The 26,406-nt window shown below is 63.0% G+C and carries 27 protein-coding genes; 9 read left to right on the forward strand and 18 right to left on the reverse strand.

Annotation, left to right across the window (positions count from 1 at the left end; translation table 11 throughout):
* Nucleotides 1-84 precede the first annotated feature (84 nt).
* Entirely contained in the window at nucleotides 85-894 is an 810-nt protein-coding gene (locus AC0L3O_RS03695) for an HAD-IIB family hydrolase (protein ID WP_473615011.1), read from the reverse strand.
* A gap of 4 nt (nucleotides 895-898) precedes the next feature.
* Nucleotides 899-2,227: a sn-glycerol-1-phosphate dehydrogenase gene (locus AC0L3O_RS03700; protein ID WP_128171995.1), complete on the reverse strand. Its 1,329-nt coding sequence runs from the start codon at nucleotides 2,225-2,227 to the stop codon at nucleotides 899-901.
* 140 nt (nucleotides 2,228-2,367) lie between these two features.
* On the opposite strand from AC0L3O_RS03700, the gene AC0L3O_RS03705 reads away from it, so the two are divergent.
* Nucleotides 2,368-3,351 carry a sugar-binding transcriptional regulator gene (locus AC0L3O_RS03705; RefSeq protein WP_473614838.1) on the forward strand — a complete coding sequence of 328 codons (984 nt, stop codon included), beginning with the start codon at nucleotides 2,368-2,370 and terminating at the stop codon, nucleotides 3,349-3,351.
* 54 nt (nucleotides 3,352-3,405) lie between these two features.
* The gene (locus tag AC0L3O_RS03710) at nucleotides 3,406-4,908 is read left to right on the forward strand and encodes a xylulokinase (RefSeq protein ID WP_473614840.1); all 1,503 of its coding nucleotides are present in this window, start codon (nucleotides 3,406-3,408) and stop codon (nucleotides 4,906-4,908) included.
* Nucleotides 4,909-4,923: 15 nt separating this feature from the next.
* On the opposite strand, the gene AC0L3O_RS03715 is transcribed toward AC0L3O_RS03710, so the two are convergent.
* Nucleotides 4,924-5,280: an ArsC family reductase gene (locus AC0L3O_RS03715; protein WP_031255011.1), complete on the reverse strand. Its 357-nt coding sequence runs from the start codon at nucleotides 5,278-5,280 to the stop codon at nucleotides 4,924-4,926.
* A gap of 24 nt (nucleotides 5,281-5,304) precedes the next feature.
* Nucleotides 5,305-5,937 (reverse strand): SnoaL-like domain-containing protein, encoded by a 633-nt coding sequence (locus AC0L3O_RS03720; protein ID WP_473614841.1) that lies wholly within the window; start codon nucleotides 5,935-5,937, stop codon nucleotides 5,305-5,307.
* A gap of 189 nt (nucleotides 5,938-6,126) precedes the next feature.
* Here AC0L3O_RS03720 and AC0L3O_RS03725 point away from each other — a divergent pair, with 189 nt between their 5' ends.
* Complete coding sequence (locus AC0L3O_RS03725) at nucleotides 6,127-6,393, forward strand: AbrB/MazE/SpoVT family DNA-binding domain-containing protein (protein ID WP_023799429.1); 267 nt, start codon at nucleotides 6,127-6,129, stop codon at nucleotides 6,391-6,393.
* Nucleotides 6,390-6,797 carry a type II toxin-antitoxin system VapC family toxin gene (locus tag AC0L3O_RS03730; protein WP_473614843.1) on the forward strand — a complete coding sequence of 136 codons (408 nt, stop codon included), beginning with the start codon at nucleotides 6,390-6,392 and terminating at the stop codon, nucleotides 6,795-6,797. Before AC0L3O_RS03725 ends, AC0L3O_RS03730 begins: the two co-directional genes overlap by 4 nt.
* A 10-nt stretch (nucleotides 6,798-6,807) precedes the next feature.
* Here AC0L3O_RS03730 and AC0L3O_RS03735 read toward each other — a convergent pair whose 3' ends face one another.
* From AC0L3O_RS03735 to AC0L3O_RS03765, 7 genes are read right to left on the reverse strand one after another with little or no spacing between them, the layout of a single operon-like run.
* Complete coding sequence (locus AC0L3O_RS03735) at nucleotides 6,808-7,791, reverse strand: 2-dehydropantoate 2-reductase (protein WP_023799430.1); 984 nt, start codon at nucleotides 7,789-7,791, stop codon at nucleotides 6,808-6,810.
* Complete coding sequence (locus AC0L3O_RS03740; RefSeq protein ID WP_128245575.1) at nucleotides 7,791-9,326, reverse strand: acyl--CoA ligase; 1,536 nt, start codon at nucleotides 9,324-9,326, stop codon at nucleotides 7,791-7,793. The genes AC0L3O_RS03735 and AC0L3O_RS03740 overlap by 1 nt, the downstream gene beginning before the upstream one ends.
* Complete coding sequence (locus AC0L3O_RS03745; protein ID WP_031255013.1) at nucleotides 9,319-10,017, reverse strand: fumarylacetoacetate hydrolase family protein; 699 nt, start codon at nucleotides 10,015-10,017, stop codon at nucleotides 9,319-9,321. The genes AC0L3O_RS03740 and AC0L3O_RS03745 overlap by 8 nt, the downstream gene beginning before the upstream one ends.
* Nucleotides 10,018-10,019: 2 nt before the next feature.
* Complete coding sequence (locus tag AC0L3O_RS03750; RefSeq protein WP_473614844.1) at nucleotides 10,020-10,775, reverse strand: ABC transporter permease; 756 nt, start codon at nucleotides 10,773-10,775, stop codon at nucleotides 10,020-10,022.
* A gap of 6 nt (nucleotides 10,776-10,781) precedes the next feature.
* Complete coding sequence (locus AC0L3O_RS03755) at nucleotides 10,782-11,585, reverse strand: ABC transporter ATP-binding protein (protein WP_023799434.1); 804 nt, start codon at nucleotides 11,583-11,585, stop codon at nucleotides 10,782-10,784.
* Nucleotide 11,586: 1 nt separating this feature from the next.
* Nucleotides 11,587-12,414, reverse strand: coding sequence for an ABC transporter permease (locus AC0L3O_RS03760; RefSeq protein WP_023799435.1), 828 nt, complete (start codon nucleotides 12,412-12,414; stop codon nucleotides 11,587-11,589).
* A gap of 12 nt (nucleotides 12,415-12,426) precedes the next feature.
* Nucleotides 12,427-13,422: an ABC transporter substrate-binding protein gene (locus AC0L3O_RS03765; RefSeq protein WP_473474898.1), complete on the reverse strand. Its 996-nt coding sequence runs from the start codon at nucleotides 13,420-13,422 to the stop codon at nucleotides 12,427-12,429.
* A 177-nt stretch (nucleotides 13,423-13,599) separates the two neighbouring features.
* On the opposite strand from AC0L3O_RS03765, the gene AC0L3O_RS03770 reads away from it, so the two are divergent.
* Entirely contained in the window at nucleotides 13,600-14,292 is a 693-nt protein-coding gene (locus tag AC0L3O_RS03770; RefSeq protein ID WP_023799437.1) for a FadR/GntR family transcriptional regulator, read from the forward strand.
* 57 nt (nucleotides 14,293-14,349) lie between these two features.
* Here the strand turns inward: AC0L3O_RS03770 and AC0L3O_RS03775 are convergent, their stop codons facing one another.
* The 7 genes from AC0L3O_RS03775 to AC0L3O_RS03805 all read right to left on the reverse strand — a co-directional run bounded on the left by AC0L3O_RS03775 (nucleotide 14,350) and on the right by AC0L3O_RS03805 (nucleotide 21,900).
* Entirely contained in the window at nucleotides 14,350-15,777 is a 1,428-nt protein-coding gene (locus AC0L3O_RS03775) for an aldehyde dehydrogenase family protein (RefSeq protein ID WP_287341486.1), read from the reverse strand.
* A 33-nt stretch (nucleotides 15,778-15,810) separates the two neighbouring features.
* A complete protein-coding gene (locus tag AC0L3O_RS03780) occupies nucleotides 15,811-16,896 on the reverse strand; it encodes an ABC transporter ATP-binding protein (RefSeq protein ID WP_287236933.1) in 1,086 nt (361 codons plus the stop codon).
* A complete protein-coding gene (locus AC0L3O_RS03785) occupies nucleotides 16,886-17,494 on the reverse strand; it encodes a cupin domain-containing protein (RefSeq protein ID WP_473530836.1) in 609 nt (202 codons plus the stop codon). Before AC0L3O_RS03785 ends, AC0L3O_RS03780 begins: the two co-directional genes overlap by 11 nt.
* 219 nt (nucleotides 17,495-17,713) lie before the next feature.
* Nucleotides 17,714-18,784, reverse strand: coding sequence for an ABC transporter substrate-binding protein (locus AC0L3O_RS03790; RefSeq protein WP_473614846.1), 1,071 nt, complete (start codon nucleotides 18,782-18,784; stop codon nucleotides 17,714-17,716).
* Nucleotides 18,769-19,647 carry an ABC transporter permease gene (locus tag AC0L3O_RS03795; protein WP_473530837.1) on the reverse strand — a complete coding sequence of 293 codons (879 nt, stop codon included), beginning with the start codon at nucleotides 19,645-19,647 and terminating at the stop codon, nucleotides 18,769-18,771. The genes AC0L3O_RS03790 and AC0L3O_RS03795 overlap by 16 nt, the downstream gene beginning before the upstream one ends.
* A complete protein-coding gene (locus AC0L3O_RS03800) occupies nucleotides 19,644-20,531 on the reverse strand; it encodes an ABC transporter permease (RefSeq protein ID WP_473614847.1) in 888 nt (295 codons plus the stop codon). The genes AC0L3O_RS03795 and AC0L3O_RS03800 overlap by 4 nt, the downstream gene beginning before the upstream one ends.
* 85 nt (nucleotides 20,532-20,616) lie before the next feature.
* Nucleotides 20,617-21,900, reverse strand: coding sequence for an NAD(P)/FAD-dependent oxidoreductase (locus AC0L3O_RS03805; protein ID WP_473614849.1), 1,284 nt, complete (start codon nucleotides 21,898-21,900; stop codon nucleotides 20,617-20,619).
* A 237-nt stretch (nucleotides 21,901-22,137) separates the two neighbouring features.
* Here AC0L3O_RS03805 and AC0L3O_RS03810 point away from each other — a divergent pair, with 237 nt between their 5' ends.
* The 4 genes from AC0L3O_RS03810 (at nucleotide 22,138) to AC0L3O_RS03825 (ending at nucleotide 26,391) form a co-directional block, all read left to right on the forward strand.
* Nucleotides 22,138-23,295, forward strand: a complete 1,158-nt coding sequence (locus tag AC0L3O_RS03810; protein ID WP_473530839.1) for a fumarylacetoacetate hydrolase family protein — start codon at nucleotides 22,138-22,140, stop codon at nucleotides 23,293-23,295.
* Nucleotides 23,296-23,550: 255 nt separating this feature from the next.
* The gene (locus tag AC0L3O_RS03815; protein WP_473614850.1) at nucleotides 23,551-24,483 is read left to right on the forward strand and encodes a substrate-binding domain-containing protein; all 933 of its coding nucleotides are present in this window, start codon (nucleotides 23,551-23,553) and stop codon (nucleotides 24,481-24,483) included.
* A 123-nt stretch (nucleotides 24,484-24,606) separates the two neighbouring features.
* Nucleotides 24,607-25,593, forward strand: a complete 987-nt coding sequence (locus AC0L3O_RS03820) for an ABC transporter permease (protein WP_473533928.1) — start codon at nucleotides 24,607-24,609, stop codon at nucleotides 25,591-25,593.
* Nucleotides 25,594-25,596: 3 nt separating this feature from the next.
* Complete coding sequence (locus tag AC0L3O_RS03825) at nucleotides 25,597-26,391, forward strand: ATP-binding cassette domain-containing protein (RefSeq protein ID WP_473614851.1); 795 nt, start codon at nucleotides 25,597-25,599, stop codon at nucleotides 26,389-26,391.
* Nucleotides 26,392-26,406: the final 15 nt, after the last annotated feature.

The raw sequence follows: 26,406 nt of genomic DNA on the forward strand, positions 1-26,406 counted from the left end.
CTAAGCCGTCCCTGGTTCGGTTCCATCGCCTGCAGAACATCCTTTTTTGCGTCTATTGCAGTCCGCATTTTTCGCGCCCGCCGATCAGCCCAATCCCGGCCTCCGGTTCGCCAGGATCATATCGGCAATCTCGACGAAGCCGCGGCCACCCCGCGACTTGGCGACGAAAGCGGGTTCGGCGTTGATCTGTCCCTGGAAATCCACCACATTCGCGACCCCGAACGCGTTCGGAAAGAACCCGAACATCGGGGCGTCGTTCGGGCTGTCTCCAACGAAAGCATAGGCCTGCCTTTCAGCATCGAGATCGGTTCCCAGCCTCTCGCTTGCAAAGCGGCGCGTCATCGCCAGCTTGTCGTATCGGCCAAACCAGCCGTTCACATGGATCGACGAAATCTTGGCGACAGCGCCGGCCTCCTCGAAAATCTGCTTGATGCGCCTGGCATCGGACAGCGGCAGCGCCGGAACATCCTCGCAAAAGTCGATGGCCAGGTCGGCTTCGCGATATTGCTGGTCGGCGGATACTGCCGAACCCGGCACCTCCTGGACAATGCGCTTTTCCAGTTCGGTGAGCCTGCGCCTGTTTTCCCGGCGTTCGTCAGCGCTTGCCGCGAAAACCCGGATCATCTTTCGCGTTGCCTGATCATAAGCGAAGTAAAAAGCGCCATTTTCGCCTACCACGCCGGTGACCGGCCAGAACCGGGCAATCATGTCGCACCAGCCTGCCGGTCTCCCGGTAATGGGAGCCACGACAAGGCCCGCCTCGTGCAAGCGTTCGAGCGCACGGTAGGCGTCGGCCGGAAGACGACCCTCAGTGGTCAAGGTGTCGTCGATATCGCAGAAGACGCCGCGAATGCGCGATGCAGTTTCGGGTCCGAATTCGGCGAGGTCGCGCATCCGGTCAGGCTTCCCCACGCGCGAAATCCTCCAGCATTCCTGCATCCGCAGCAATGTCGAGGAACGAGAAGCGATTGCGCATCTCCCGGCAATGAACGACGGCTTCGCGATAGAAATCGGCCGGCGTGCCCAATTCGCCCGCTGAAATCGGCCCGCCGGTCGATTTCAGCAGGCGCTGCATCTCATCGACAGGCACCATGAATTGCTTGAGCTCCTGCCTGAGTGTCGGCCAGAGCTCCTGCAGCCGCTCGTTGAATGCCGCGGCGGAAGTCTCGTCGAAGGCCTTCTTCTTCAGTTCGTCGAGACATTGTGCGGCGACAGCCGGGCCCATGCGACGGATCATGTCGTCAGGATCGATCTTCGTCGCCTTCACCAACGGCGGCTTGTCGCTTGCAAGCATTGCCTGCTGCAATCGCGCCATGGTGAGCGAAGCGACGCCGACCTGGGTGCCGTGCAGCGTGCCGGGGTGACGCTCGCCGGCGAAACAGTCGATGTAGTGCGATATTTGATGCTCGCCCATGGAACCGTGATTGGAGACGCCGGTGAAGGAAATTCCGAGACCGCAGAGCGTCAGCACGCGATAGAGGTAGCCATTGGCCTCGATGTCGTGTTCGGCAAGCTTTGCCGCACGCTGGTTGAGCGCCGCCTCATCCTTTTCCTGGATGAGAAACGGGACCTGATGGTAGGCCGTGCCAAGCAGGCGGTGCGACATCCACCAGTCGATCTGGGCGACCGAGCGGCAAAGGCAGTCACCGAACCCCGCTGCCGACAGATAGGTCGGGGCGGCAGCGGAGACGCCAAGATCGACGAAAAAGCCTGATGGGGCGTGGGAAGGCAGCGATACCTTCAGGCCGCTTTCAAGTGTGATGGACGCAGTCGTCGATGTGTAGCCGTTCATCGAACCGGCCGTCCCGAACACGCAATAGCGCCGTCCATTCCTTCCGGTGACGAACTTGCAGAGATCGTTGATCGTCCCAGAACCGACCGCGACCACGGCGTCTGCATCGGCGAGTTTGACGGCCAGGCTTTCGACATTGGCCATGTCGGCATGTGGGTGATCCAGGATCACCACATCGACAGGGCCGAGCGTCTTCAGTTCGCGCGCAACGCGCTCGCCAAGCGCATCATAGGTGGCGCCATCCGCCACGACCGTGAACCGCTCGCCCAGATCGAGCTCCGAAACGAGATCGGCCGCCCGCCCTTCGAGGCTTTCTTCAATGACAATCCGGTCATACGGGACCACCGCCTTTTTCCCGGTCTCCGGGTTGGTCCAGCGCCCGTCCAAAATGTCGTCGATTAATGTCGTCCAGTATCCGGCTGCCGGATTCGTCATGGCGTCCTCATTCTGGGGCAACCCTCTAATCGAGGCGGAGGAGCGTTGCGTCATTGAACAATAGTCATCTATCTCTGTCTTTTGTCAAGCATTCGCCCGCGACGCTTGACTTCGTTCTGCAAACCTGCGGAAAAAGGGACATGAATGCCAACGCCGACATCGACATGGTCCGACCATCTGGGCTCTCGGCACTGCCGCCCGAATTCGACAGCGCGGTGGCGTGGGCTGCCTGGCTCTACTATGTCGACCAGCTCAACCAGAGCGATGTGGCCAAGGTCATGAACGTCTCCAGGGCGAGCGTGGTGCACTATCTGCAGGAGGCACGCGAAAGCGGACTTGTCGCCGTGCAGGTCGATCACGACGCTTTTGCCCGCACCTTGACCTCGCGGCGTCTCATGGAAAAATACGGGCTTCGCGGCGCCGCGGTTATCCCCGACCTTGATCCAAACGATGCCGACCGCCGCATCGGCGAAGCGGCAGGACGGCTGCTGGCGTCGATGGTCGATCCGGGCGACACGATCGGCGTTGCCTGGGGAAAAACGGTGCTCGCTGCCGCCCGCTCGATCCCACGACTACGGCATGATCGGAACCTCACCGTCGTCCAGCTCTCGGGAAGCTCGATCGGCACCAGCGATTTCTCGCCGGAATTCTGCACCTCGCTGATGGCCAACCGGCTCGGCGCCCGCTGCATAAACCTGCTTGCCCCGGCGATCGTCTCCACCGACGAACTGCACGACCAACTCATGCAGGAGCCGATGCTCGTCAACCAGTTCCGCATGATCCATGCCGCCGGCACAGTCATCTTCGGGATCGGCGATATCGGGCCGGAGAGCACCTATGCCCGAGCCGGGATATCGGATGCCGCCGCACTTGCCGGCATGATCGAGCAGGGCGCGCTCGGCGTCATCATCGGGCGGTTCATCGACGCCCAAGGAGCCCCTTTCGCAACACCGCTCGACGGACGCACCGTCGGCATCACGCTCGATGAATTGAAAGCGGTGCCGGTCCGCATCTGCGCCGCCGGTGGCGCCCGCAAGATGGCGGCGATCAGGGCCGGGCTCGGCGGCGGATATGCGACACATTTTGTCACCGACATGGCCACCGCGAACAGTCTCTTGGAATAACCGGCACTTGGACCAACCAGCACCGGTGGAACTCATCGTCTCGGGAGGACAATAATGGGCAGCAGCGACGGACCTCTTGTCGTCGGCCTCGACAGTTCCACCCAATCCTGCAAGGCGATTGCCTGGAGCCGGGACGGACGAGCCGTGGCGGAAGGCCGGGCGCCGCTCGAACTGATGAAGCCGAGGCCGGACTATGTCGAGCAGGAGGTCACCGACTGGTGGCGGGCCGCAACAGCGGCGCTGCGACAGCTTGTCGACGCGGTCGACGCGACACGCATCGCCGGGATCGCGATCTCCAACCAGCGCGAGACCGTTGCCCTCATCGACGGCGCCGGCGCGCCGATCGGACCCGCCAGCCTGTGGCTCGATGAACGCGCCGCCGGGCTGGTCGACCGTTTCGCGGCGGAGATCGGCCGTGAGCGACTGCACCAGATCACCGGTAAGCCGATCGACGTGACGCCGGTCATCTATCGCCTGAAATGGCTGCGCGAGAACGAGCCGGAACGGTTGGACCAGGCGAACAAAATCCTCGACGTGCATGGCTATCTGACGCTGAGACTGACGGGAACGCCAAGCGCGAGCTGGACCAGCGCCGATCCGTTCGGTCTCTTCGACATCTCGCGCAAGGCATGGTCGCAGCCGATCCTCGATCATCTCGGCATCAAACCGTCGCAACTTCCCAATGCGGTGCGGTCCGGCACGCGAGTCGGGACTGTTCATGCCGCAGCCGCCGCCGCAACCGGCCTTTCGGAAGGAACCCCGGTGATTGCCGCCGGCGGCGATGGGCAATGCGCCGGGCTCGGCGTCAATGCCATGCGCGACGGCGTCGTCTATCTCAATCTCGGAACCGCGATCATCGCGGGAATCTGGTCGCCAGAACCGGTGGTCGGCGCCTTCTGGCGCACCATGACCTCGCCAACCGGCGATGGCTATTTCCTCGAGGCCGTGCAGCGGGCGGGTGTCTATTTCGTCAACTGGTTCGTCGACATGTTTGCCGGCGGGCGCTCCGATCCGGCGATCTTCGACCGCCTCGAAAGGGAAGCGGCGGCCGTGCCGATCGGCGCGGACGGACTTCTCGCCGGCACCACCCTGGTCGGCTGCATGGACCCGCACTGGGATCCGAGCGCACGCGCCAGCTTCATCGGCATGCACCCCTCGCACACGCTCGGTCATTTTTATCGTGCAGGGCTCGAGGCAATGACGCTGCAAACCGCCCGGGCTCTCGAAGAGATGCGCAGCCATGATCTTTCGCCGGCGCAAATGGTGGCGATCGGCGGCGGCGCCAACAGCAGGCTTTGGACAAAGATGATTGCGGACGCGACCGGGATCGCGATCCATAAGGGTCACAATGCCGAAGCCTCCTCGCTCGGCGCAGCGATCAGCGCGGCGGTCGGCATCGGATGGTTCGAAAGTTTTGCTGAGGCTGCGGATGCGATGACGAGCATTGCCGAGACAATCGAGCCCGACCCCAGCTGCCGCGCAGCGTGGGACGCGCTCTCGGCCAGGCAGGCCAAGGTCTTTTCCGCGACCCAATTCGCCTGGCGAACTGGAGCGTGAAAAGCGTCCGTCCGGCTACTTCAACCCACCTACCGCCTGCTGATAGACATCAGGCTTGAAGCCGACGAGGATACGATCGCCGAGATCGAGGACCGGCCGCTTGATCATCGTCGGTTTGGCCAGCATCAGCGCCTTGGCCTTCCTCTCGTCGAGGCTCAGCCTGTCCGTGTCCGACAGTTCGCGAAACGTCGTGCTCGACTTGTTGAGCAGGGTTTCCCAGCCGACCTTGCTGGACCAGCCGTCGAGCCTATCCGCCTCCAGCCCCTCGACCCTGTAGTCGTGAAAACGATAGGCGACATCGTGGCTTTCCAGCCAGATGCGCGCCTTTTTGATCGTGTCGCAATTGGTGATGCCGTACATGGTGATCGTCAATATTTTGGCCCTCGGGCTGGTCGCTCATCGAATCAGCCGCACCCTAAACCACCGTTCAAGCATTGCCAGCCCCGCAGGCATGTGACGCGAGGAGACGACATGACCGTGGCTACAAACCTGCACTCCACCAGCCAGCAGTCGATCGACCGTGTCTTCCGGGCGCTTGCCAATCCAACGCGGCCGCCGAGCTGTCGAGCGACTGAACAGAAGCCCCGCCTCGGTCAGCGAGCCAGCCCAGCCGTTCGATATGGCCTGCCCTCCTTGGTCGAGCATCTCAGGGTTCTGGAAATCCGGTTTCAGCCTCAATAATAGAAGCGCTCTTCGGCAATTTTGCCGTTCTTGACCGTGTACAGACCAAACCTCATCCATGCTGACACGCTCGCCTGTAGCCTTGGGCGTTATGTCAAACTTGAAGCGCACTGCGAACTGGTCGCCGTTGACATATGGGCCCTCGACCGAGCCGTCATGAACTTCGTTGTTCTCCTCCCACCACTGGCCCTTCTGCTTCACGGCCTCCTTGCCATTGCAGACCGCCATCGGCCCTTCCATTGCTTCGTAGCTGACGATGTCGTCGGCATTGTACTTTTCAGCCGCAACATCGTTCTGACCTTGCTTGAGCAGATCTGTGAAATCCTTGGCAATTTCCGCGGTGGTCATATGATCCTCCTGTTCAGGCTAATTCCAAGTAGAGCGCTTGCTGGCCTGCAATTGTCGCCCGCTTTTGATGCGACGAAGGCGTGAAACAAAACAGGAACAAACTGGAGCGTCAAGTGGAGATCGAGTCGGCCGGGTAAGGCCGGTGCTCGTATTTTGCATTACGTTTGCTGCCCATCAGGAGATTCTGCCATGACGACACTGACCGTAACGGCACGGGGGCAGGTCACTTTTCGGAAAGAAGTGCTTCAACACCTCGGCATCAAGCCAGGAGATAAAATCGAACTGGATTTGCTGCCGTATGGCCGCGCAGAGCTAAAGGCATCGCGGCCGATGGGATCGTTTCGGGACCTTCATGGCTTCCTGAAAGGCAAGACGAATGGCCAAGCCCTCACTATTGAGGAAATCAATGAGGCAATTGCCGAGGCTGGTGCCGCCACCGGGACGGGCAAGGAATGAAGATCACGGCTGGATACGATGTTCCGCTCCGCGCCTATGTGGCTGACGACGCCAAGCAGGCGAGTGCCGCTGTCGAGTTGCTGGCAAGTGCTGAAATCGTGGCTGTAAGCTTACAGTCCCTTTGTGAATTCACGTGGGTCTTGGCGCGCCAATACAAGACTGCCTGTGAAGACATTTCCGCCGCGATCCGTGCCCTGCTGAACACGGAAAATGTCGTGGTCAATCGACCCGCAGTTGAAGCTGGCCTATCGGTCCCTGATGCTGGCGGTGATTTTGCTGATGGTGTGATTGCCTATGATGGAAGCTGGCTAGGCGGGGAAGTCTTCGTTTCCTTTGACAAAAAGGCTGTGAAGCTTCTTTCTTCACAAGGGCGTTCCGCCCACCTCCTCAAGGCGAGCGCCTGATAAAAATGTCTCATACCAGATAGCAGCCGCGCTCGATGGCGAGGCGGCGCACCAGCGCCAGCACGCTGTCGATGGTCGGCGTCGGCTGGCCGGTCAGCCGGCCGAGTTCCTGGACCGCCGTCACCAGCGCGTCGATCTCCATCGGCCGGCCACGCTCCAGATCCTGCAGCATCGAGGTCTTGTGCTCGCCAACGTCGCCGGCACCCTTGATACGGCGGTCGACCGAGATCGGGAAACGAACGCCGAGGCTTTCGCCGATCGCCTGCGCCTCCAGCATCATGGTGCGGGCAAGCGCGCGGGTGGCCTCGTCGGCAGCGATTGCCGCAAGCGTGCTGCCGGTCAGCGCGGAAATCGGGTTGAAGGAGAGATTGCCCCACAGCTTCACCCAGATCTCGCTGCGGATGTCGTCGCGAACCGGCGTCTGCAGCCCCGCCGCAACCATCTCCTCGGCAAGCCGCGTGACACGCTCGCTCTTCTCGCCCGAGGGCTCGCCGAGCGAGAACCGCTTTCCCTCGATATGGCGAACCAGGCCGGGCGCATCCACCTCGGCCGCGGGATAGACGACCGAGCCGATGACGCGATCCGGCCCAAGCCGGTCCCAGATCACCCCGCCGGGATCCACCGCTTGCAACCGCGTGCCTTCGAGCGGCCCGCCGATCCTGTGGAAATACCACCACGGCACGCCATTCTGCATGGTGACGACGGCCGTTCCCTCGCCCAGCAGCGGCGCGATCTGGTCGAGCGCTGGTGCGACCGAATGGGCCTTGAGCGCCAGCACGACATAGTCCTGGACGCCTAGCTCCTGCGCCTGCGCGGCGGCCCTGACCGAGGCGACGGCTTCATGACCGTCTTCGATCAGGCGAAGACCGGCCGTCCTGATCGCGTCGAGATGCGCGCCGCGCGCCACGATCGACAGATCGACGCGGCCGGCCATGGCAAGCTTGGCCGCGAGATAGCCGCCGATCGCGCCAGCGCCAAAAATGCTGATCCGCATTATCCCAGCCCAGGTTTGGCAAGACCGAGTTTGGTCGCGAGGCCGATGCGCTGCAGCTTTCCGGTCGCGCCCTTCGGGATTTCGTCCAGGATCAGGACAATGCGCGGCACCTTGAAGTCGGCAAGCCGTGTCGCGGCAAAGCTGCGGATGTCGCCTTCTGTGGCGGCCATGCCCTCGCGCAGCACGATCGCAGCCGCGACCTCCTCGCCGAGCTTGTCGTGCGGCGTGGCGAAGGTGACGACCTGCGCCACCGCCGGATGGTCCATCAGCACGTCGTCGACCTCGAGCGGCGAGATCTTCTCGCCGCCGCGGTTGATGATCTCCTTGAGCCGGCCGGTGACGCGCAGATAGAAGTCTTCATCGAGCACGCCCTGGTCGCCGGTATGAAACCAGCCATGCGCAAAAGCCGTGGCATTGGCGTCCGGATTGTTCTCGTAGCCCGCGGTGACATTAGGCCCGCGAATGACGATCTCGCCGGTGTCACCGGGCTGCAGCAATCGCCCGTCCGGCGCCATCACCGCCACCTCCGGTCCGGCGGCGGCGCCGACGCTGCCCGGCTTGCGCAAGCCAGGCGGCAGCCGGTTCGAAGCCATCTGGTGCGCGGCCTCGGTCATGCCGTAGGATTCGATCACCGGGCAGCCGAAGGTCGCCTCAAGCTCGGCCATCACTTGCGGCGGCAGCGATGCCGAGGACGAGCGGATGAAGCGTAAGGGCGCCACCGCCAATGCCTCGGCATTGCGCGTTGCGCGCGGCAGTATCGCCTGATGCATGGTCGGCACGGCCGTGTACCAGCTCGGCCGCGCCTCGCCCAGCCAATGGAAGAAGCGCAGGGCGTTGAAACCCGGCGTGCAGAAGACGCTGCCGCCGGCGGCGAGCGAGGACAGCACCGCCGCGATCAGCCCATGAATGTGGAACAGCGGCATGATGTTGAGGCAGCGATCACCGGCCGTCAGGCCGAGCGTCGCGCCGATATGGGCGGCCGAGGCGGCGAGATTGGCGTGGCTGAGCGGCACCAGCTTGGGCCGTGACGTGGTGCCGGACGTGTGCAGCAACAGCGCGATGTCGCCGTCTTCAGCCAGGTCGGGCGAAACAGACGGACCAACCGGTTTGCCCTTGATCTCAAAACTGCCGGCTGGTGCGTCACGCAGTGCCGTGAGCCTGAGCACCGCTATGCCGAGGCGCTCGGCCACGGTCACCGCCGGGCCGCTTTCGTCTTCGGCGACGAGGATCGCCTTGGCGCCGATGTCGGTCAGATAGAAATCGAGCTCGTCGGCCCGGTAGGCCGGATTGAGCGGCGCCGTCGACGCCGCCGCCGCCACTGCGACAAAGGCCGTCGCCATCTCCGGCCCGTTCGGCAGCACGATGGCCACCCGGTCGCCACGGCCGAGGCCCAGTGCATGCAATTGCGCTGCCGTCTCGGAGATCAGGCGGCGCAGTCCGCCATGCGTGAGCGTGATCCTGTCGGGTGCCGAAATCGCCGGCGCATCGTCGGCTCCGGCGGCAAGCCGCTCAATGATCGAGGCCGCCTCAGACAACGCGAACCTCTAGGTCGCCGACGCCATCGATATGACCGCGAAGAACATCACCGCGCACGACCGCGCCGACGCCCGCCGGCGTGCCGGAAAGAATGATGTCCCCCGGCATCAGCGTGAACAGCCCTGACAGATAGCTGATCATTTCCGGAACCTTCCAAATCATCTGGTTGAGGTCGCCGGTCTGCTTTCGCTGACCATTGACGTCCAGCCAGATCGCGCCCTGGCTGGGATGGCCGGTCGAGCTTGCCGGAACCAATGGCGTGCATGGCGCCGATGCCTCGAAGGCCTTGCCGACCTCCCATGGACGGCCCATGTCCTTCGCCTTCCCTTGCAGGTCGCGCCGCGTCATATCGAGACCTACGCCATAACCGAACACGCAGTCCAGAGCCTTTTCGACCGGGATGTCGGTACCGCCGCTCTTCAGCGCCACGACCATTTCGATCTCGTGATGAACATCGTTAGAGGCCGGAGGGTACGGAAATTCTCCTGTCGTATCGAGGTTGTCGGGGTTCTTCTGGAAGAAGAATGGCGGCTCCTTGTCGGGGTCGTGTCCCATCTCGACGGCATGCGCGGCATAGTTCCGCCCGACGCAATAGACCCGGTGCACCGGAAACAACTTGTCGGTTCCCGCCACCGGGATGCTCGGGATTGCGGTCGGTTCGATGACGTAGCTTGAAGTCGTGCCGTGCATGTTCACTGTCTTGCTCCTGCGTAGTATTCGACTTTGGCTTCGGCCCGTTCGATCAGTTCGGCGATCAGCAGGGCGAAGGCAAAAAGGATGATGGTCAAGGCCCAGAATTCCGCCATGCGGAAATTTCGCGAGAAGATTTCGAACAGCGCACCGTAGCCGACGATGGCGACGAGCAACTGGCCGATGACGACGCCCTTGACGCCGCGGATGAGGCCGAGGCGAATGCCGGCAAGGATTTCCGGAAGGGCCGCCCACAGGATGATCTTGCTATAGAGCGCCGGGCGCGAGGCGCCGTAGGAACGCGCCATCTCGATCAGCGACGGCGAGATATGACGGACCCCGGCGCGGGTGTCGAGAACGATGATCCAGATCGCAAACAGGAACACCGCCGCAACGATCGTCTTCTCGCCGAAGCCGAACAGGATCATCAGCACCGGGACGATCGCCGAGAGCGGTGCGCTTGAAAAGATGTTGACCCACATGCCGAGCAGGTCGTCGGCGATCTTGACGCGTCCCATCAGGATACCCAATGGCACGCCGACAACGATCGATAGGGCCATGCCCGTCGCGAAGGCGCGAAGGGTCGTGACTGTCGCGCTCTGCCAGGACGGCGTCTGCACCAGGCTGACCGCTGCAACCAGCACGTCGCTAAACGGCGGCAGCAGAAAGACAAGGTCGAGCCGGCCGACGATTTCCCATACGACGCACCAGACCAGCAGGGACGCCATCATTGGCACACGGTAGCCAAACAAGGTCACGGCCGCTCACTCCACATACTGCTTCAGCCCCTGCCAGATCTCCTCGACAGTATCGAGATAGTGCCTGTCGCGATGGATGCGCTCGGGGTCGCCGGAGCGATCGATTTCCGGTTCGATGATCTGCGAAACCCGGCCGGGTCTCGGCGACAGCAAGACGATGCGGTCGGAGATGTAGACCGCTTCCTCGATCGAGTGCGTCACGAAGATGAAGGTCTTGTTCTGGTTGGTGCGCAGCCGGATTAGGTCTTCCTGGAATTTCCGCCGGTTCTGCTCGTCGACCGCCGAAAACGGTTCATCGAGCAGCAGGACGTCGGCATCGACCGACAATGCGCGCGCCAGGCCGACGCGCTGGCGCATGCCGCCCGACAGCTGATGCGGATATTTGTCCTCGAATCCGGCGAGCCCCACCTCGGCGATGTAGCGTCGGGCGATCGCTTCGCGCTCGGCCTTGTTGGTGCCGCGCAATTCAAGTCCGAAGGCCACATTGCGCATCACGGTCGCCCACGGCATCAGCGCAAAATCCTGGAACACGAAAGCGCGTTCGGGGCCGGGTGCGGTGACGTGCTTGCCGTTGATCGCGACGGTGCCGCCATCGGCCCGTATCAGCCCCGCTATGATCTTCAGCAGCGTCGTCTTTCCGCAGCCGCTGGGTCCGAGAAGGCTGGTCAGCTTGCCCCTGGGAAAGTCGAGGTCGATGCCGCGCAGCGCCTCGACATTGCCGTAGGTCTTGGAGATTCCCCTCACTTCCACGATTGAATCGATCGGTGCGGGAACCGGCGACGGTCCATTTCGCAATGCGGTCGCGCCCATCTTAAGCACCTCTGCTCTCGGGCCTGAAAACGCGGACTTCCACCCACTGCAGAAAGACGAGCGTCAGGGTGGAAAGCGCAATGATCGAGGCGATTGTTGCGTACATCTCGGCGTAGTCGGCGCGCGAGCGGTGGAAGGTGATGAGGTCGCCGATGCCGGTCGGGGTGATCAGCAGTTCGGCGAGCACCACGCCGACGAAGCCGGCAGCGACGCCGAGGCGCAAGCCGGCAAAAATCACCGGGCTGGCGTCCGGAAGGATGATCTTGGCGACGGTCTGCCAGCGGGTGCCGAGGAAGGATCGGCACATGACCAGCAGCGACTCGTTGACGTTGCGCACGGCCTTGTAGGTGTTGAGCACGATGACCGGCAGCGCCAGGATCATGACGGCGAGCGTCTTGGCGGTCATGCCTATTCCATAGACAAAGGTGACCATCGGAATGAAGGCGGCGACCGGTGCTGCCTGAAGCACGATGAACACAGGGATCACCAGCCATTCGCCGGTGCGCCACAGGCCACAGATCGTGCCGAGGCCGACACCCAGGAACGCCGACAGGACAACGCCAAGCACCAGCGGCTGCAGCGTCGAAAGGTAGGCGGTCGCCAGGCTGCCGTCGGCGAGCAGTCCGAAGAACGCGACGACCGTGTCGGAAAAGGTCGGGAAAGCGAAGCTGACGGGAATACGCCCGGCCACCTCCCAGATTCCCGCGAACAGGGCGATCGACACCAGCCTGAGCAGGACCGGCTGGTCCCACGATGCGCCCGTTGCGCTGCGATTGGAAAGAGGAGCGAGGCCGGCAGCCTCGCCGTCGGTTCTGATGCTTACGGCCATCCGCTTGAGCGCCTATTTCTTGCCGAGCTTGGCGACGGCGCGGTCGATTGCGGAGACGTCCCAAAAGTCCTCGACCTTGAGGCTGGCGGGATCGCCTTCGATCTGGCCGGCAAGGCTGAAGAAGGCAAAGTCGTCCTTGGCTGCATCGGCTCCGCCGCCGTTCAGCGCAAGGCTGCCGGCTTCCGCGGTTTCCTTGTAGTATTCGGTGATTTCGCTGTCGGCTTCAGCGCCGAGATCCGGCAGCAGTTTATATTTGTTGCGAAGCTCGACGGCGACCGCGGGGTTCGCGGTGATCTCGCGCGCGGTCTTCATCAGTTCCTCGACCAGGATGTCGACGTCGGCGGCGTTGTTCTTCAGATAGTCCGCGGTCGCGAAAAGCGCTTCGTCAGAGGCGCCGAGATCCTCGACCGGCAGAACGATGAACTTGCCGGGGGCTTCGGCCTCGAGCGCACGCCGGTTGGCGGCATCGACGATCGACGCCTTGATGGTCCCTTGGAGCAGCGCATTGCGGCGAACCTCGGAACCCGGGACATAGCTGATGTTGCCGAGCTTGATGCCGTGGTTTTTCGCCATCAGCAGCATGACCGCCTCGGTGCCGGAGCCGCGCGCCTGGACGGCGACCTCCTGCCCGTCGAGATCCTTCCATTCCTTGTAGAATTCGCTGTTGACGACGGGAAAGAAGCGCAGCGTCGATATCTGCGCGAAAATGCGGATCGGCACGCCCACCTTCTGGATCAAGGTATAGGGCGCGCCGATGCCGACATCGGCCTGGCCGCCGACAATGGCTTGGGCAGCCAGATCCTCGTCATTGAGAACAATGAGCTCGACATTCACGCCGCGTTCCTTGGCGCGCTCTATCGCGGCGAGCGTCTGGATGGATTCGATGCCCGGAAGGTCGCCGAATGCGATGCGCATGTCGCCCGCATTTGCGGCCGACAAGGGCGCTGCACATGCCAGGACCGCGGCGAAAGCGGTGGCAAGGATGGTACGTCTGGACACGCCGGCCATTGTCATTCCTCCCGTTTTTTGTAACCATTTCCTTGATTGGTTAAGACTATGGGACGGATTGGTCAAGGAGAAACTGCACCGTATCGAACGGGTGTGCCCAGAAAACTCGGGAGTTGACGGTTTGAGCTAATCGTTTTAACACCGACAAGGGAAATCATATGCGGATTGGTTAAATTGATGGACGATCCCGGTAATGGCGGCCACGCCGCCCTGGTTCAGCTGCAGGCCTATCTTGCCCAGATGGATCATGCCGGTGAGACGCGGCTGCCTGCCGAGCGGGAACTGTCGGAGAGCCTCGGCGTATCGCGCGGCGATCTGCGCAAGGCGCTGGCGGTGCTCGAGAAGGACGGCCGCATCTGGCGTCACGTCGGCAGGGGCACCTTCGTCGGCAGCGGGCCGGTCGAGGAGACGATCGGCATTTCGGAAATCGCCGGGCGCACCAATCCGGCCGACGTGATGCGCGCGCGCCTCATCCTTGAGCCCGAAATTGCGCGCGAAGCGGCGCTGCACGCCACGCTTTCGGATATCGCCGCGATGCGGCAATCGCTGGTGCAGACGCGGGAGGCCGTCACGTGGCGGCAATATGAGAATGTCGACAATCTGCTCCACCGGCAGATTGCGCAGGCGAGCCGCAACAATGTGCTGCTCGGCCTGTTCGACGTGCTGAACGCCGTGCGCCGCACCGTGGTCTGGGGACGTCTCCGTTCAGAAGGCGCCCGCCCTCCGGCAGACCATCACAGCTTCGCCGACCATGAACGGATCGTCGAGGCGATCGCCGAGCGTGACCTCGGCGGCGCGGCGGCAGCGATGCGCCTGCATCTCCAGCAGGTCGAGCGGCGCCTGATCCCTGTCCGCGAAGCCGCCGAATAGCTCAGATGACCCGCTACAGCGACCTTCTTGGATGCGCGGCGCTGTTCGGGTTAAGCCCTACGCGCCGTAGCCGATGATGCCCTTGATCTCGAGGAAATCGTGGATCGCCCAATCGGCATATTCGCGGCCGTTGCCGGATTGCTTGTAGCCGCCGAACGGCGCGAAGGTGTCCCACTCCGGATAGTTGATCGAGACCTGCCCGGCGCGCAGCCGGCCGGCGACTTTTCGCGCGTGGTCGATATCCCCTGATTGCACGTAGGCGGCGAGGCCATAGACGGTGTCGTTGGCGATTTTCACCGCGTCATCGTCGTCATCATAGGAGATGACCGAAAGCACCGGCCCAAAAATTTCTTCCCGCTCGATGGTCATGCCCGGCGTGACGTGGCCGAAGACGGTCGGCCGCACGTAATAACCGCGATTAAGATGCTCCGGCCGGCCGGGACCGCCGGCGACCAGCGTTGCACCCTCGGCGATGCCGGCCTCGATCAGCCGCTGGATCTTGTCGAATTGGATATTGGAGACCACCGGCCCGAGCCTGGTGTCTTCCGAGCGCGGATCGCCGACCTTGTGCGCCTCGGCCGCCTTCTTGGCGATCAGCAGCGCCTCATCGTGGCGGGCGGCCGGCACCAGCATGCGCGTCGGCGCATCGCAGGACTGGCCGCTGTTGCCAAAACAGGCGTTGACGCCCTTGCGCACGGCCTTCTCGAAGTCGGCATCGGCAAGCACGATGTTGGGCGATTTGCCGCCGAGTTCCTGCGCCACGCGCTTGACCGTCTCGGCCGCCGTCTTGGCGACGATGATGCCGGCCCGGGTCGAGCCGGTGAAGGAAACCATGTCGACATCGGGATGTCCGGCCATGACCTGTCCGACATCCGGACCGGTGCCGTTGACCATGTTGTAGACCCCCTTCGGCGTGCCGGCGGCTTCCATCACTTCCGAAAAGACGATGCCGCTGATCGGCGCGATCTCGGAAGGCTTCAGCACGACCGTGCAGCCCGCGGCGATCGCCGGCGCCACCTTGCAGACGATCTGGTTGAGCGGCCAGTTCCATGGCGTGATCAGCGCGCAAACGCCGATCGGCTCCTTGACCACCATGGTGGTGCCGCGCTTCTCGCTGAATTCGTAATCCTCCAGCGCATGAATAGTGGCTTCCATATGTGCCCTGCCCGCCCAGGCCTGCGCCTGGCGCGCCCAGGTGATCGGCGCGCCCATCTCCTGGCTGACAGCCTGGGCGATATTCTCGTAGCGCTCGTTGTAGATTTCTAGGATGCGCTTCAGCAGCGTCAGGCGCTCGGCCTTGCTGGTCTGCGAAAAGGCCGGAAAGGCCGCCTTCGCCGCTGCCACGGCGCGGTCCACATCGGCCTTCGAGCCGACGGAGATTTTGGTGTAGGCCTCTTCGGTGGACGGATCGATCACATCCAGCGTCGCCGGCACCACGGGCGCGACCCATTTTCCGTCGATGAAGAAGTTCAGGTGATTGCTCATGGGTAGTGCCTCCGGTTTTGTGGAAGGATAGGGTTAGATGGGCAGCATAGGGCAGTTAGCGCCGCGGCGCAGGCTGATATGCGCCACGTCGCCGACGCTGAATTGAAAACCTTCCGCCCGGCGTGGCGCATCGATCACCACTGGTATCCCCTGCCCCAATTCGGCGTGCAGGCGCAAGGTGCGGCCGTGAAAGACGATGCTGCTCACCCGCACCGGCGCGGTGCCGGTCGCTGCTTCGGTCGCCGCCAAAAGATCCTCCGGACGCACTCCGATGGTTCGCACCGCGCCTTCTCCCGGCACTTCGCCGGTTTCCGACGTGGCTTCGAGCGGCAGGGCGCCGGCGGCGAAACGCAACCGATCGCCGTCACGGCCGACAAAGCGCGACTGCAGCAGGTTCATCGTGCCGATGAAACTGGCGACGAATTTGGTGGCGGGCCGATCGTAGAGCGTGGCCGGCGGCGCAATCTGCTCGATGCGGCCCTTGTTCATGACGACGATACGGTCGGAGATCGACAGCGCCTCGGTCTGGTCGTGGGTGACCATGACGAAAGTGGTGCCGAGCCGCGACTGCAGCCGCTTCAATTCGACCTGCATCTGTTCGCGCAGATGCGCATCGAGCGCCGACAGCGGCTCGTCGAGCAGCAGCACACGTGGTTCGCAGACAATCGCACGGGCAAGCGCGACGCGCTGACGCTGGCCGCCAGACAATTCGGACACGCGGGCGCCGAGCTTCTCGGCAAGGCCAACCATGTCGAGCGCTTCGCCGACGCGCTTTGCCTGTTCTGCCCCGGAAAGCTTGCGCAGCGACAGGCCGAAGCCGACGTTTTCGGCGACGTCCATGTGCGGAAACAGCGCATAGTCCTGGAACACGGTGTTGACGGGACGGTCGAACGGCCGCAGCGAAGTAATGTCACGGCTGTCGAGCAGCACCCGTCCGCTCGACGGGCTTTCGAATCCTGCGATCACCCGCAGGCTAGTGGTCTTGCCGCAGCCAGATGGGCCGAGCAAGGTCAGGAACTCGCCGCGGGCAATGTTGAGATCGACGGCGTCGAGGCCGACAATGCCGCCGGGGAAAATCTTCGACACCGCCTCCAGCCGGACGAGAGGATCAGGCGCCATCGCGAACCTCGGACGGCTTGGTCGTGTTGACCCAGAGGATCTGGCAGCGCTCGGCGCCCGGATTGCGGAAGGCATGCAGCAAGGTGCTCTTGAAGGCGAAGCTGTCGCCGGTCTTCAGCCCGTAGGTGGTTGAATCGATCACGAGTTCGACCTCGCCCGACAGGACGAAACCGAATTCGTGGCCGGGATGGGCGTAGGCTTCGACGGTGCCGCCACCGGCTTCTACCGTCACCAGCATGCCGGTGAGCGTAGCGGCCGGCGGCGACAGCAGCGCCTTGGCGATGCCTTCCGACTTCACCGGGATCTGGCGCCGACTGTTGGCGCGCACGCAATAGAGATCGCTGACGACATCGTTGCCGTCAGCAATCAGCGCCGACGGCTCGATGTCGAGAGCGGCGGCGAGCGGCCAGATCACCTTGACGCGAAGCGAGGACAAGCCGCGCTCGATCTGGCTGAGCGCACCGATCGAAACGCCGGCCTTGGCGGCAAGCTCGGCCAGCGAAAGACTGCGTTCCAGCCTGAGCGCCCGCACGCGCCGGCCGACCCGCACATCGGCGTCGTCTTTCGGCTTTTCAGCCGCTTGGTCCAGTATATCCATGCATACTTCCTCGTTCGCCAGCATTTTCCCTTCTCCCCCTGTGGGAGAAGGTGGCCGAGCCCACGGGTCTTGCCTCCGGCAAGCCCGAGGACAGGCTCCGCTCGGACGGATGAGGGGTGTTCCAGCTTGGCAAACCCCGCATTCTGTCCAGCACCCCTCTACCGTCTCGACGCTACGCGCCGATCCACCTTCTCCCACAAGGGAGAAGGAAGAGCGAACTCAGCCGCCTGCCTTGACCTTCTCGAACATCTTGGCGAGTTCGTCATTCTGTTTCATCGGCCCGGTGAAGACCGTAGTCTTCAGCATCACTTCCGGATCGGACGGCAGTTGCAGCTTTTCCAGTTCCTCCTTCGGCACCGCGGCGAAGGCCGAGCTGTTTGAGCTGCCGTAACCATAGGTCTGAATCAGGTATTTTCCCGAATCCGTCTCCAGCCGGCTGTTGATGAAATCATAGGCGAGGTCGACATTCTTGGCGTCCTTGAGCATGACGAAGCCGCACGACCAGGTCAGCATGCCTTCCCTAGGCTTCATGAACTCGACCGGCACGCCCTGCTTCTTCAGCGAGGTGGCCGACGCGTTCCAGGTCATGGCGGCGACCAACTGGCCACTCGCCAGCGCCTGTTCGACCGAGGTCATGTCGGTGGTGTAGTTGGAGAGCAGCGGGCGCTGCTCGCGCAGTTTTTCAGCCACCTTTTCCATCTGTTCCGGCGTCATGTCGAACGGATTGACACCGGCGAGAAGCGCCGCCACCACCGGCGTGTCGTGGACGGCATCGATCGTCGCCATGCGCCCGGCATATTGCTTGTCCCACAAAAGGTTCCAGCTCGGCTCCGGGTTCTTCACCAGATCGGTGCGGTAAAGGATCGAGGTGTTGCCCCAGTCCCACGGCACCATCCAGACTTTGCCGTCGCCGGCCTGCAGGTCGGGCAGGTTCTTGAAAACCGGAAAGATCGAATCCCAGTTCTTGATGCGCTTGGTGTCGATTGGCTGCAGCAGGCCTTCCCTGTTCCAGCGCGCCACCTTGTCGTAGCAGGGATGCGCGACGTCAGGACGGAAACCGGTCTTGACCTTGGTGAAGGCGTCATCGTCGTCGCCGAACATCGAGGCCTCGACGCCATCGGGGTGTGCGGCGAGGAAGCTCTTGTTGAAGTCGGGAAGTTCGTAGCCCGACCAGGTGAAATATTGCAGCTTGTCGGCCGCAAGCGCGACGGTCGACGAAAGCGCCAGCGCGAAGGCTGCCAATCCGGCTTGGACTGTCTTGCGATATATCGATTTCAGGTCGAATGCCATTGCAGTTCTCCTCTTTCGGTTTCTTCTGGTTTGGGCAGGTTGGCGGGCACTGGCCGCTGAGCGGCGGCGAGCCCGCGATGGCGCAGGATTTCGGCAATTGCCGCGATGACGAAGGACACGGCCAGGATGGCCGTGCCCAGTGCCATGACGGTCGGCAGCGATTTCGGGAAACGCAGCTGGCTCCAGATATAAAGCGGCAAGGTCGGTTCGGTGCCGGCGAGGAAGAAGGCGACGATGAACTCGTCGAAGGAGATCAGGAAGGCCAGCATGAACGCTGATACAATGGCGGGCAGGCTGAGCGGCAGCATGACCCGCCTGAATGTCGTCCAGTCGGAGGCGCCGAGATCGAGTGCCGCCTCGTGGATGGTTTTGGGTATAGCGGCGAAGCGGCTTTTCATGATCACCACCGTCGTCGGCAGCGCCACCAATATGTGGCCGAGCACGATGGCGGTGCGTGACGGACCGAAGCCAATGAGGTTGACCAGGATCAGCAGCGAGATGCCGACGATGACGCCGGGGATCAGTATCGGCAGCCGCGCGATAGCGCTGATCGTGAAGGCAAGCGGCGAACGGCCAAAAAGATCCATGTAGGACACGGTGATGCCGCAGAGCGTGGCACCGGTGGCGGCAATTGCACCGATGACGAGGCTGTTGGCAAGCGCGCCGGACAGCGCCGAATTGCCGGACAGCATCGTGTACCATTCAAACGTGAAGCCTTGCAGCGGAAACGCCGCCTGGATCGAATCGTTGAAGGAAAACAGCGGGATCAGCGAGATCGGCAAATAGAGGAATACCAGATAGACAAGCACGTAGGCGCCGAGCCAGCGGCCACCTTGCGTTGCGTCTATGCGCGCGGCGCTCATGTGCGGCTGCCAAATCTGCGGTCGGCGGAACGCACGACCAGCACCACGGCAAGGATGACCAGCATGACGGCAACGGCGAGTGCTGCGCCGAACGGCCAGTCATTTGCCTTGCCGAACTGGGCCTGGATCAGCGAGCCGATCATGGTGCTGGCAGGGCCGCCGACCAGCGCCGGGGTGACATAATCGCCGACCGTCGGCACGAAGACGACGAGAGCCGCCGCCAGCACCCCCGGCATCGAATTCGGCAGCACGACGCGGCGAAAGCTGGTGAACGGTCTGGCGCCGAGATCGGAAGCAGCTTCGAGCAGCGATTTCGGGATCGTGTCCAGCGCCACATAGATAGGCAGGATGGCGAACGGCGCATAGGCGTGAGCCAGCGTGACGACGACGGCGGCCGGCGTGTTGAGAAACGCCAGTGTCGGTTCGGACCAGATGCCGCTTTCGATGAGCGCCGAGTTCAGCACGCCATTGTAGGCAAGCACGATCTTCCAGGCGAAAACGCGCAAGAGATAGCTGGTCCAGAACGGCAGCGTCACCAGAAACAGCAGCAGCCCGCGCCGCCGTCCGGCATGGAAGGCAAGGTAGTAGGCGACGGGATAGGCGGTGACGACCGTCGCCAGCGTCACCAGGCCGGCAATGGCCAGCGAGCGCAGCGTTACCGTCCAGTAGAGCGGGTCGGATGCCACGGTGATGAAATTCGCAAAAGTGAAACCGGCGCCCAGCAGCGAACCGTCATTGCCGCGAAGGGCGAGGAAAACCACGAGGCCGAGGGCAAACAGGATCAGGAAGAAGGTGACCAGCCCGCCCGGCAGCAGCATGGCCAACCGGACACCCGTCGAGGATCGGGACTCCGGCAGCGGCTGCCTTGCAACGATGGTCGACATCGGGGTTGCCCATCGAAATTTGAAATCACTCAAGAATTTTTCATAATCATGAAACTGTCAAGCTGATTCCTGCATCGGCATAAAATCAGCGCTCGAATGCATCCAGCATACGATACCAGGCGATCGTCGCGGCCACGCCGACCTGCCGAAAGACGTGGAATGGGATCGGCCGGATCTGCGAAACCGGGAACGGCAATTGCCTGGCGTCGCCGCTCGCCAGATAGCCAGCAATGCGCTCGCCAAGCGCGGTCATCAGGCCGACGCCACGGCCCTGGCAGCCGACCACTGCCATCAGGCCCTGCTCGGGCTCGTGGATATGCGGGAGGTGATCCGACGTCATCGCCACCCGGCCAAACCAGCGCTTTTCGATGGCGACTCCGGATAGCGCCGGATAGAGCCGGAGCAGCGCGCGCTCGAGATGCGCCCAATCACTTTCGCTGGTCGGCAGCGCCATTCGGCCGCGCCCGCCGAGCACCAGCCGCCCGTCGGCACTCTTGCGGTAATAAACGAGGATGCGACGTGAGTCCGATACTGCTTGCCCTTCCGGTAAAATCCCGGCCGCCAGATGGGACGGCAGCGGTGCTGTCGCGATCTGGAAGGAGTGCAGCGGAACGATCGTTTCGGCGAGACCAGGGAGCAGGTCGCCGGTATAGGCGTTCGTCGCCAGAATGACCGCTTTGGCCTGCAATTCGGCGCCGCCCTCCGTCGAGATGCGCCAATTGCCGGCGTTGTTGTCGAGGCGTATCACCTTCTGGTGTTCGGCGATCTTCACGCCCGCGGCCGAGGCGATCCGTGCCAGTTCCGACGTGTAGGCAAGCGGATCAATCACGCCGGCGCGGCGGTCGAGCCAGCCACCGAGATAGCGCTGCGCGCCAGTCAACGCGGCGATCTCGGTCTGGCTCAGAAGCCGGACATCGGCGCCAAGGTTCCGCCACTGCCGGTCCCTGTTCGCCGCCGCCTTCAGCGCCGTCTCGGTGTGCGCTGCCTGAATCCAGCCATTGCGGACGAACGGCACCGCCAGTTTCTCGTCGCGGATCAATTCGAAGACGGCGTCCGCCGTCGAGGCGGCAAAATTGACGAGGATCTCGCCGCGTTCGGAGCCAAAATGCTCCAGCAGCCATTCCGGATCATATTTCAGGCCGGGGATGACCTGACCGCCATTCAGGCCCGATGCGCCTTGGCCGATTTCGCCGGTTTCCAGCACCTGCACGGCAAGGCCGAACCGGGCTGCATGCAAGGCTGTCGACAGACCGAGAATCCCGCCACCCACAATGACGACATCGGCACGCTGGCCGCCGGGAAAAAGCGACCGGAACGCAGGGGCCGCCGGCGGCTTCTGCCAGATCGGATCGGAAAACGGTAGGGGCAAGAGTCACCTGAATGTACTTCGTCAAATGAAAATCCTAGTGACGATTTCATGATTTTGAAAGAGCCTTTGAAGAGGACGGCGTCCGCCGATGCGAAATGCAGCGCAGGGCTCGATCGCGAGGAACGGGATAGACCTTTGGCGGGAATTTGTTGAAAGTGCCGCCGCCGCGGCCAGGCTTTTGTTGAACCATTGGTCCGCAGCGACGACGCAGAACAAGATAGCAGAGGACCGCAAGCCATGACGAACGCCACCCTCCTGCCCGACGAGGGCCTCTTCATCGGCCGCGCCCGGACGAGCGAAGCATCGCATCCGCTGGTGGTCACGGTACGCGGCGGCACGGTCTTCGACATCACCTCCAGCATGGCACCAACCGTGCGCGACGTCTGCGAGATGCCGGACCCAGCAGGCTACGTCCACGCCGCCGAGGGCGAACCGATCGGATCGCTCGATGCAATCGCCGCCAACAGTTTCCAGGCCGCGCGCGATCCGCAAAAGCCGTACCTGCTCTCTCCGGTCGACCTGCAGGCGGTCAAGGCATCGGGCGTCACCTTCGTCGTCAGCCTGCTCGAACGGGTCATCGAGGAGCAGGCGCGCGGCTCCGCGGAAAAAGCCGACGCCATTCGCGCCGACATTGCCGGGCTGATCGGCCACGATCTGTCGAAGCTCAAGCCAGGCTCGCCGGAGGCGATGGAGATCAAGACCAAGCTGATCCAGCGCGGCGCCTGGTCGCAATATCTGGAAGTGGGCATCGGCCCCGATGCCGAAATCTTCACCAAATGCCAGCCGATGGCGTCGGTCGGCTTCGGCGCCGATGTCGGCCTGCATCCGGTCTCCACCTGGAACAATCCCGAGCCGGAGATCGCCATGATCGCCGCCGGCAGCGGCAAGATCGTCGGCGCCACGCTCGGCAACGACGTCAATCTGCGCGACGTCGAAGGGCGCTCGGCGCTGTTGCTCGGCAAGGCCAAGGACAACAACGCTTCGGCCGCGCTCGGCCCGTTCATCCGGCTGTTCGACGATACCTTTTCCATTGGTGACGTGAAGCAGGCCACCGTGCGGCTGAAGGTCGAGGGCGAGGATGGTTTCTCGCTGGAGGGCGCCAGTTCGATGGCCGAGATCAGCCGCTCGCCCGAAGAACTGGTCGCCGCCGCCATGGGCCCGCATCACCAGTACCCCGACGGGCTGGCGCTCTATCTCGGCACCATGTTCGTGCCGTCGAAGGACCGCGGCGAAAAGGGCAAGGGCTTCACGCACAAGGTCGGCGACATCGTCACCATCTCATCGGAGAAATTCGGCGCCCTGATCAACCGGGTACGGCTGTCTCCCGACTGTCCCCACTGGACCTACGGCGCCAGCCATCTGATGCGCGACCTTGCCAGGGCCGACCTCATTTAGCTTCCGTCCCGCCTGCGCCTCGTCTTCGGCGCCGAGGCCGCTTGCCGCAAAAGATATCAGCCAAACTGATGCGATCTGATGGGATGGCTGATGGCGCATTGTCGTGCGCCAACTACCACTGGCAAATGGAGGCTTGCCATTGATCGAAAAAGCGGATGCTCTGATGCATCCAGATCGCCGCTGGCAAGAATACGGTCAGGCTTGCCGTGATCGTCGCCGGAGCTGGAGGACGTTTTCAAAATGGGAGGAAATCAAATGCTGACGAGGCTACGACTATTTGTATTCGGCTTGATCGTGGCGCTGGCGATTCCGGCGGCGGCACAGGCCAAGACCTTCTACTGGATTTCGCATGGCGGCCCGGCCGACCCGGTCTGGACCTACTTCCTCGCCGGCGCCAAGCAATGGGCGACGGACACCGGCAACACCGTCAACACCTCGTTCCACAATGGCGACGTGTCGTCCCAGCAGGAGGCTGTTCGCGCCGCCATCGCGGCAAAGGCCGACGGCATCACCACCACCAGCCCCGACCCGGGAAGCCTTGTCGAGCTCGTCAAGGAGGCACGAGCGGCAAACATCCCGATCATCAACTTCAACACGCCCGATCCGAAGGCGGACTTCAACGCCTATGTCGGCGGCGACAACGTCACCTTCGGCAAGAACTGGGCTCAGTATCTGGTCGACAAGGGCCTGGTGAAGAAGGGCGATTTTGTCTGGATGCCGGTTGAAATCCCCGGCGCCACCTATGGCGTCCAGGAAGAAGAGGGCATCAAGAGCGTCTTCGAGCCGCTCGGCATCACCTATGAAATCACCGAAGCCACGCTCGACCAGGCCGAAGCAATCAACCGCATGGTCGACTATCTCACCGCCAACAGGGCCAAGGTCAAGGCGATCATCGGTCTTGGCGACCTGGTGACCGGCTCGATCAAGCGGGTGTTCGACCAGGCCGGCATCAAACCGGGCGAAATCCCGGTCGTCGGCTGGGGCAACTCGCTCGACACCACCCAGGAGGTGCTGACCGGCTACGTCAATGCCGCGCAGTGGCAGGATCCGCAGGCGACCAGCTATGTGGCGCTTTCGATCGCCAACATGGCCGCCAGCGGCATTCCGCCCGGCTTCGACGTGATCACCGGCGCGCTCTACGAAAAGGACACCGCGCAGGTCTACGACGACATCCTGTCCGGCAAATAAAACCGCGATCGGGATGGTCGCGGGCGCGCTTGCCGCAGCGATCATCCCCATCATCCCGCTGAGCCTCGAACCGCCTCATGCGGCGCCGGACTTGGCCAGTTCCAACCATGTCGCGGGTCCAACGTGGAAAACAGTTCCATCGTCCAACGCTCGATTGCCAGGCCGGAATTCGGGCCCTTCGTGCTGCTCGTCGTCGAGCTTGTCGTGTTCTGGGGGTTCAACCACGACTTCCTGTCACCGCAGAACATCAGCAACATACTCGCCTTCACGGTCGAGCTCGGCCTGATCGCGCTGGCGATGACGCTGTTGATGACTTCAGGCGAATTCGACCTCTCCGTCGGATCGCTGTTCGGCTTCTCGCCCGTCTTGATGTGGACGCTCTTCAACAGCGGCCTCACCTCGCTGGAGGCCGGCTTTGTGTTGGCCTTGCTGGTTGCCGCCTTCATCGGGCTGGTCAATGGCTGGTTCGTGACGCAACTCAAGATACCGTCCTTCCTGGTGACGCTCGGCATGCTGCTGGTGGTGCGCGGCACCGCTCTGTTCGTCACCAGCGGATTCCCGCAGCGGACCTGGAGCGCCGAAGGCAGCTGGCTCGCCGAGGCGCTGGTCGGTGATTTCTTCATCGGGCCGTTTCGTATCTACATGTCGCTGTTCTGGTTCATCGCAGCCGCGATCGCACTTGGCTACGTGCTGACGCAGAGCCGCACCGGCAACTGGATCCAGGCGGCCGGCGGCAACCCCAATGCGGCAAGGGCGCGCGGCGTCAATGTCAGCGGCGTCAAGATCGGCCTGTTCATCCTGTCGTCGATCATGGCCTCGCTTGCCGGCGTCATCAGCTCGCTGCGCACTTCGGCCGCCAACCCGAACAGCGGCACCGGCTACGAGCTCGAAGTCATCGCCATGGTGGTGATCGGCGGCACCGCGCTGACCGGCGGACGCGGCACCATCATCGGTACTGTGCTCGGCATCCTGATCCTGCGCGTGATGCGCAACGGCATCGTGCTGATCGGCGTGCCTGGGCTTGCCTACAACATCTTCATCGGCGCGATCATCCTCGGCATGATGGCGCTCCACTCATGGCTGGAACGCCGGCATCAGGCGGGGACTTGAACCATGGCTGAGCCGCTTGTCCGCATGGAAAACATCCGCAAGTCCTACGGGCGCGTGCAAGCGCTGGTGGACGCCAATTTCCATGTTAACGAAAAGGAGATCGTCGGTCTGCTCGGCGACAATGGCGCCGGCAAGTCGACGCTGATCAAAGTCTTGTCGGGTGCGGTCCCGCTGACCAGCGGCGACATCTTCATCCGCGGCAAGAACGTGGACTTGCGCAGCACCAGCGACGCCATCGCCCACGGCATCGAGACGATCTACCAGGACTCCGCACTGGTCACGCAATTGTCGATCGCGCGCAACCTGTTCCTCGGGCGCGAGCCGATCAAGCCGCCGCGTTTCCTCAACCGTATGGACCAGGAGGCGATGAACGTGATTGCCCGCGATCTGCTCAAGCAGGTCGGCATCTCGAAGGACATCCCGCCGACCACACCAATCGGCTCACTCTCAGGCGGCGAGCGGCAGGCGGTGGCGATCGCGCGCGCCATGCATTTCGACAGCGACCTCATCATCCTCGACGAGCCGACCAACAATCTCGGCGTCGCCGAGACGCAAGGTGTGCTGAGCTTCGTGCGCAGCGCCCGCGATTCGGGCCATTCCTGCATCTTCATCGCCCACAACATCCACCACGTCTTCCAGGTGGTCGACCGCATCGTCGTCATGCGCCGCGGCAAGGTGGTTGCCGACGATATCGATCCGAAGAACACCAACGTCGCCGAAGTCGAACGGATCATCACCGGCATGTCCGACAAGGAGATCCACGACGCCATCGCGCAGGGGAAGCAACCACAAGGCTGAGTGGCCAGTTGGAAG

This window comes from Mesorhizobium sp. WSM4810 (assembly GCF_055811235.1).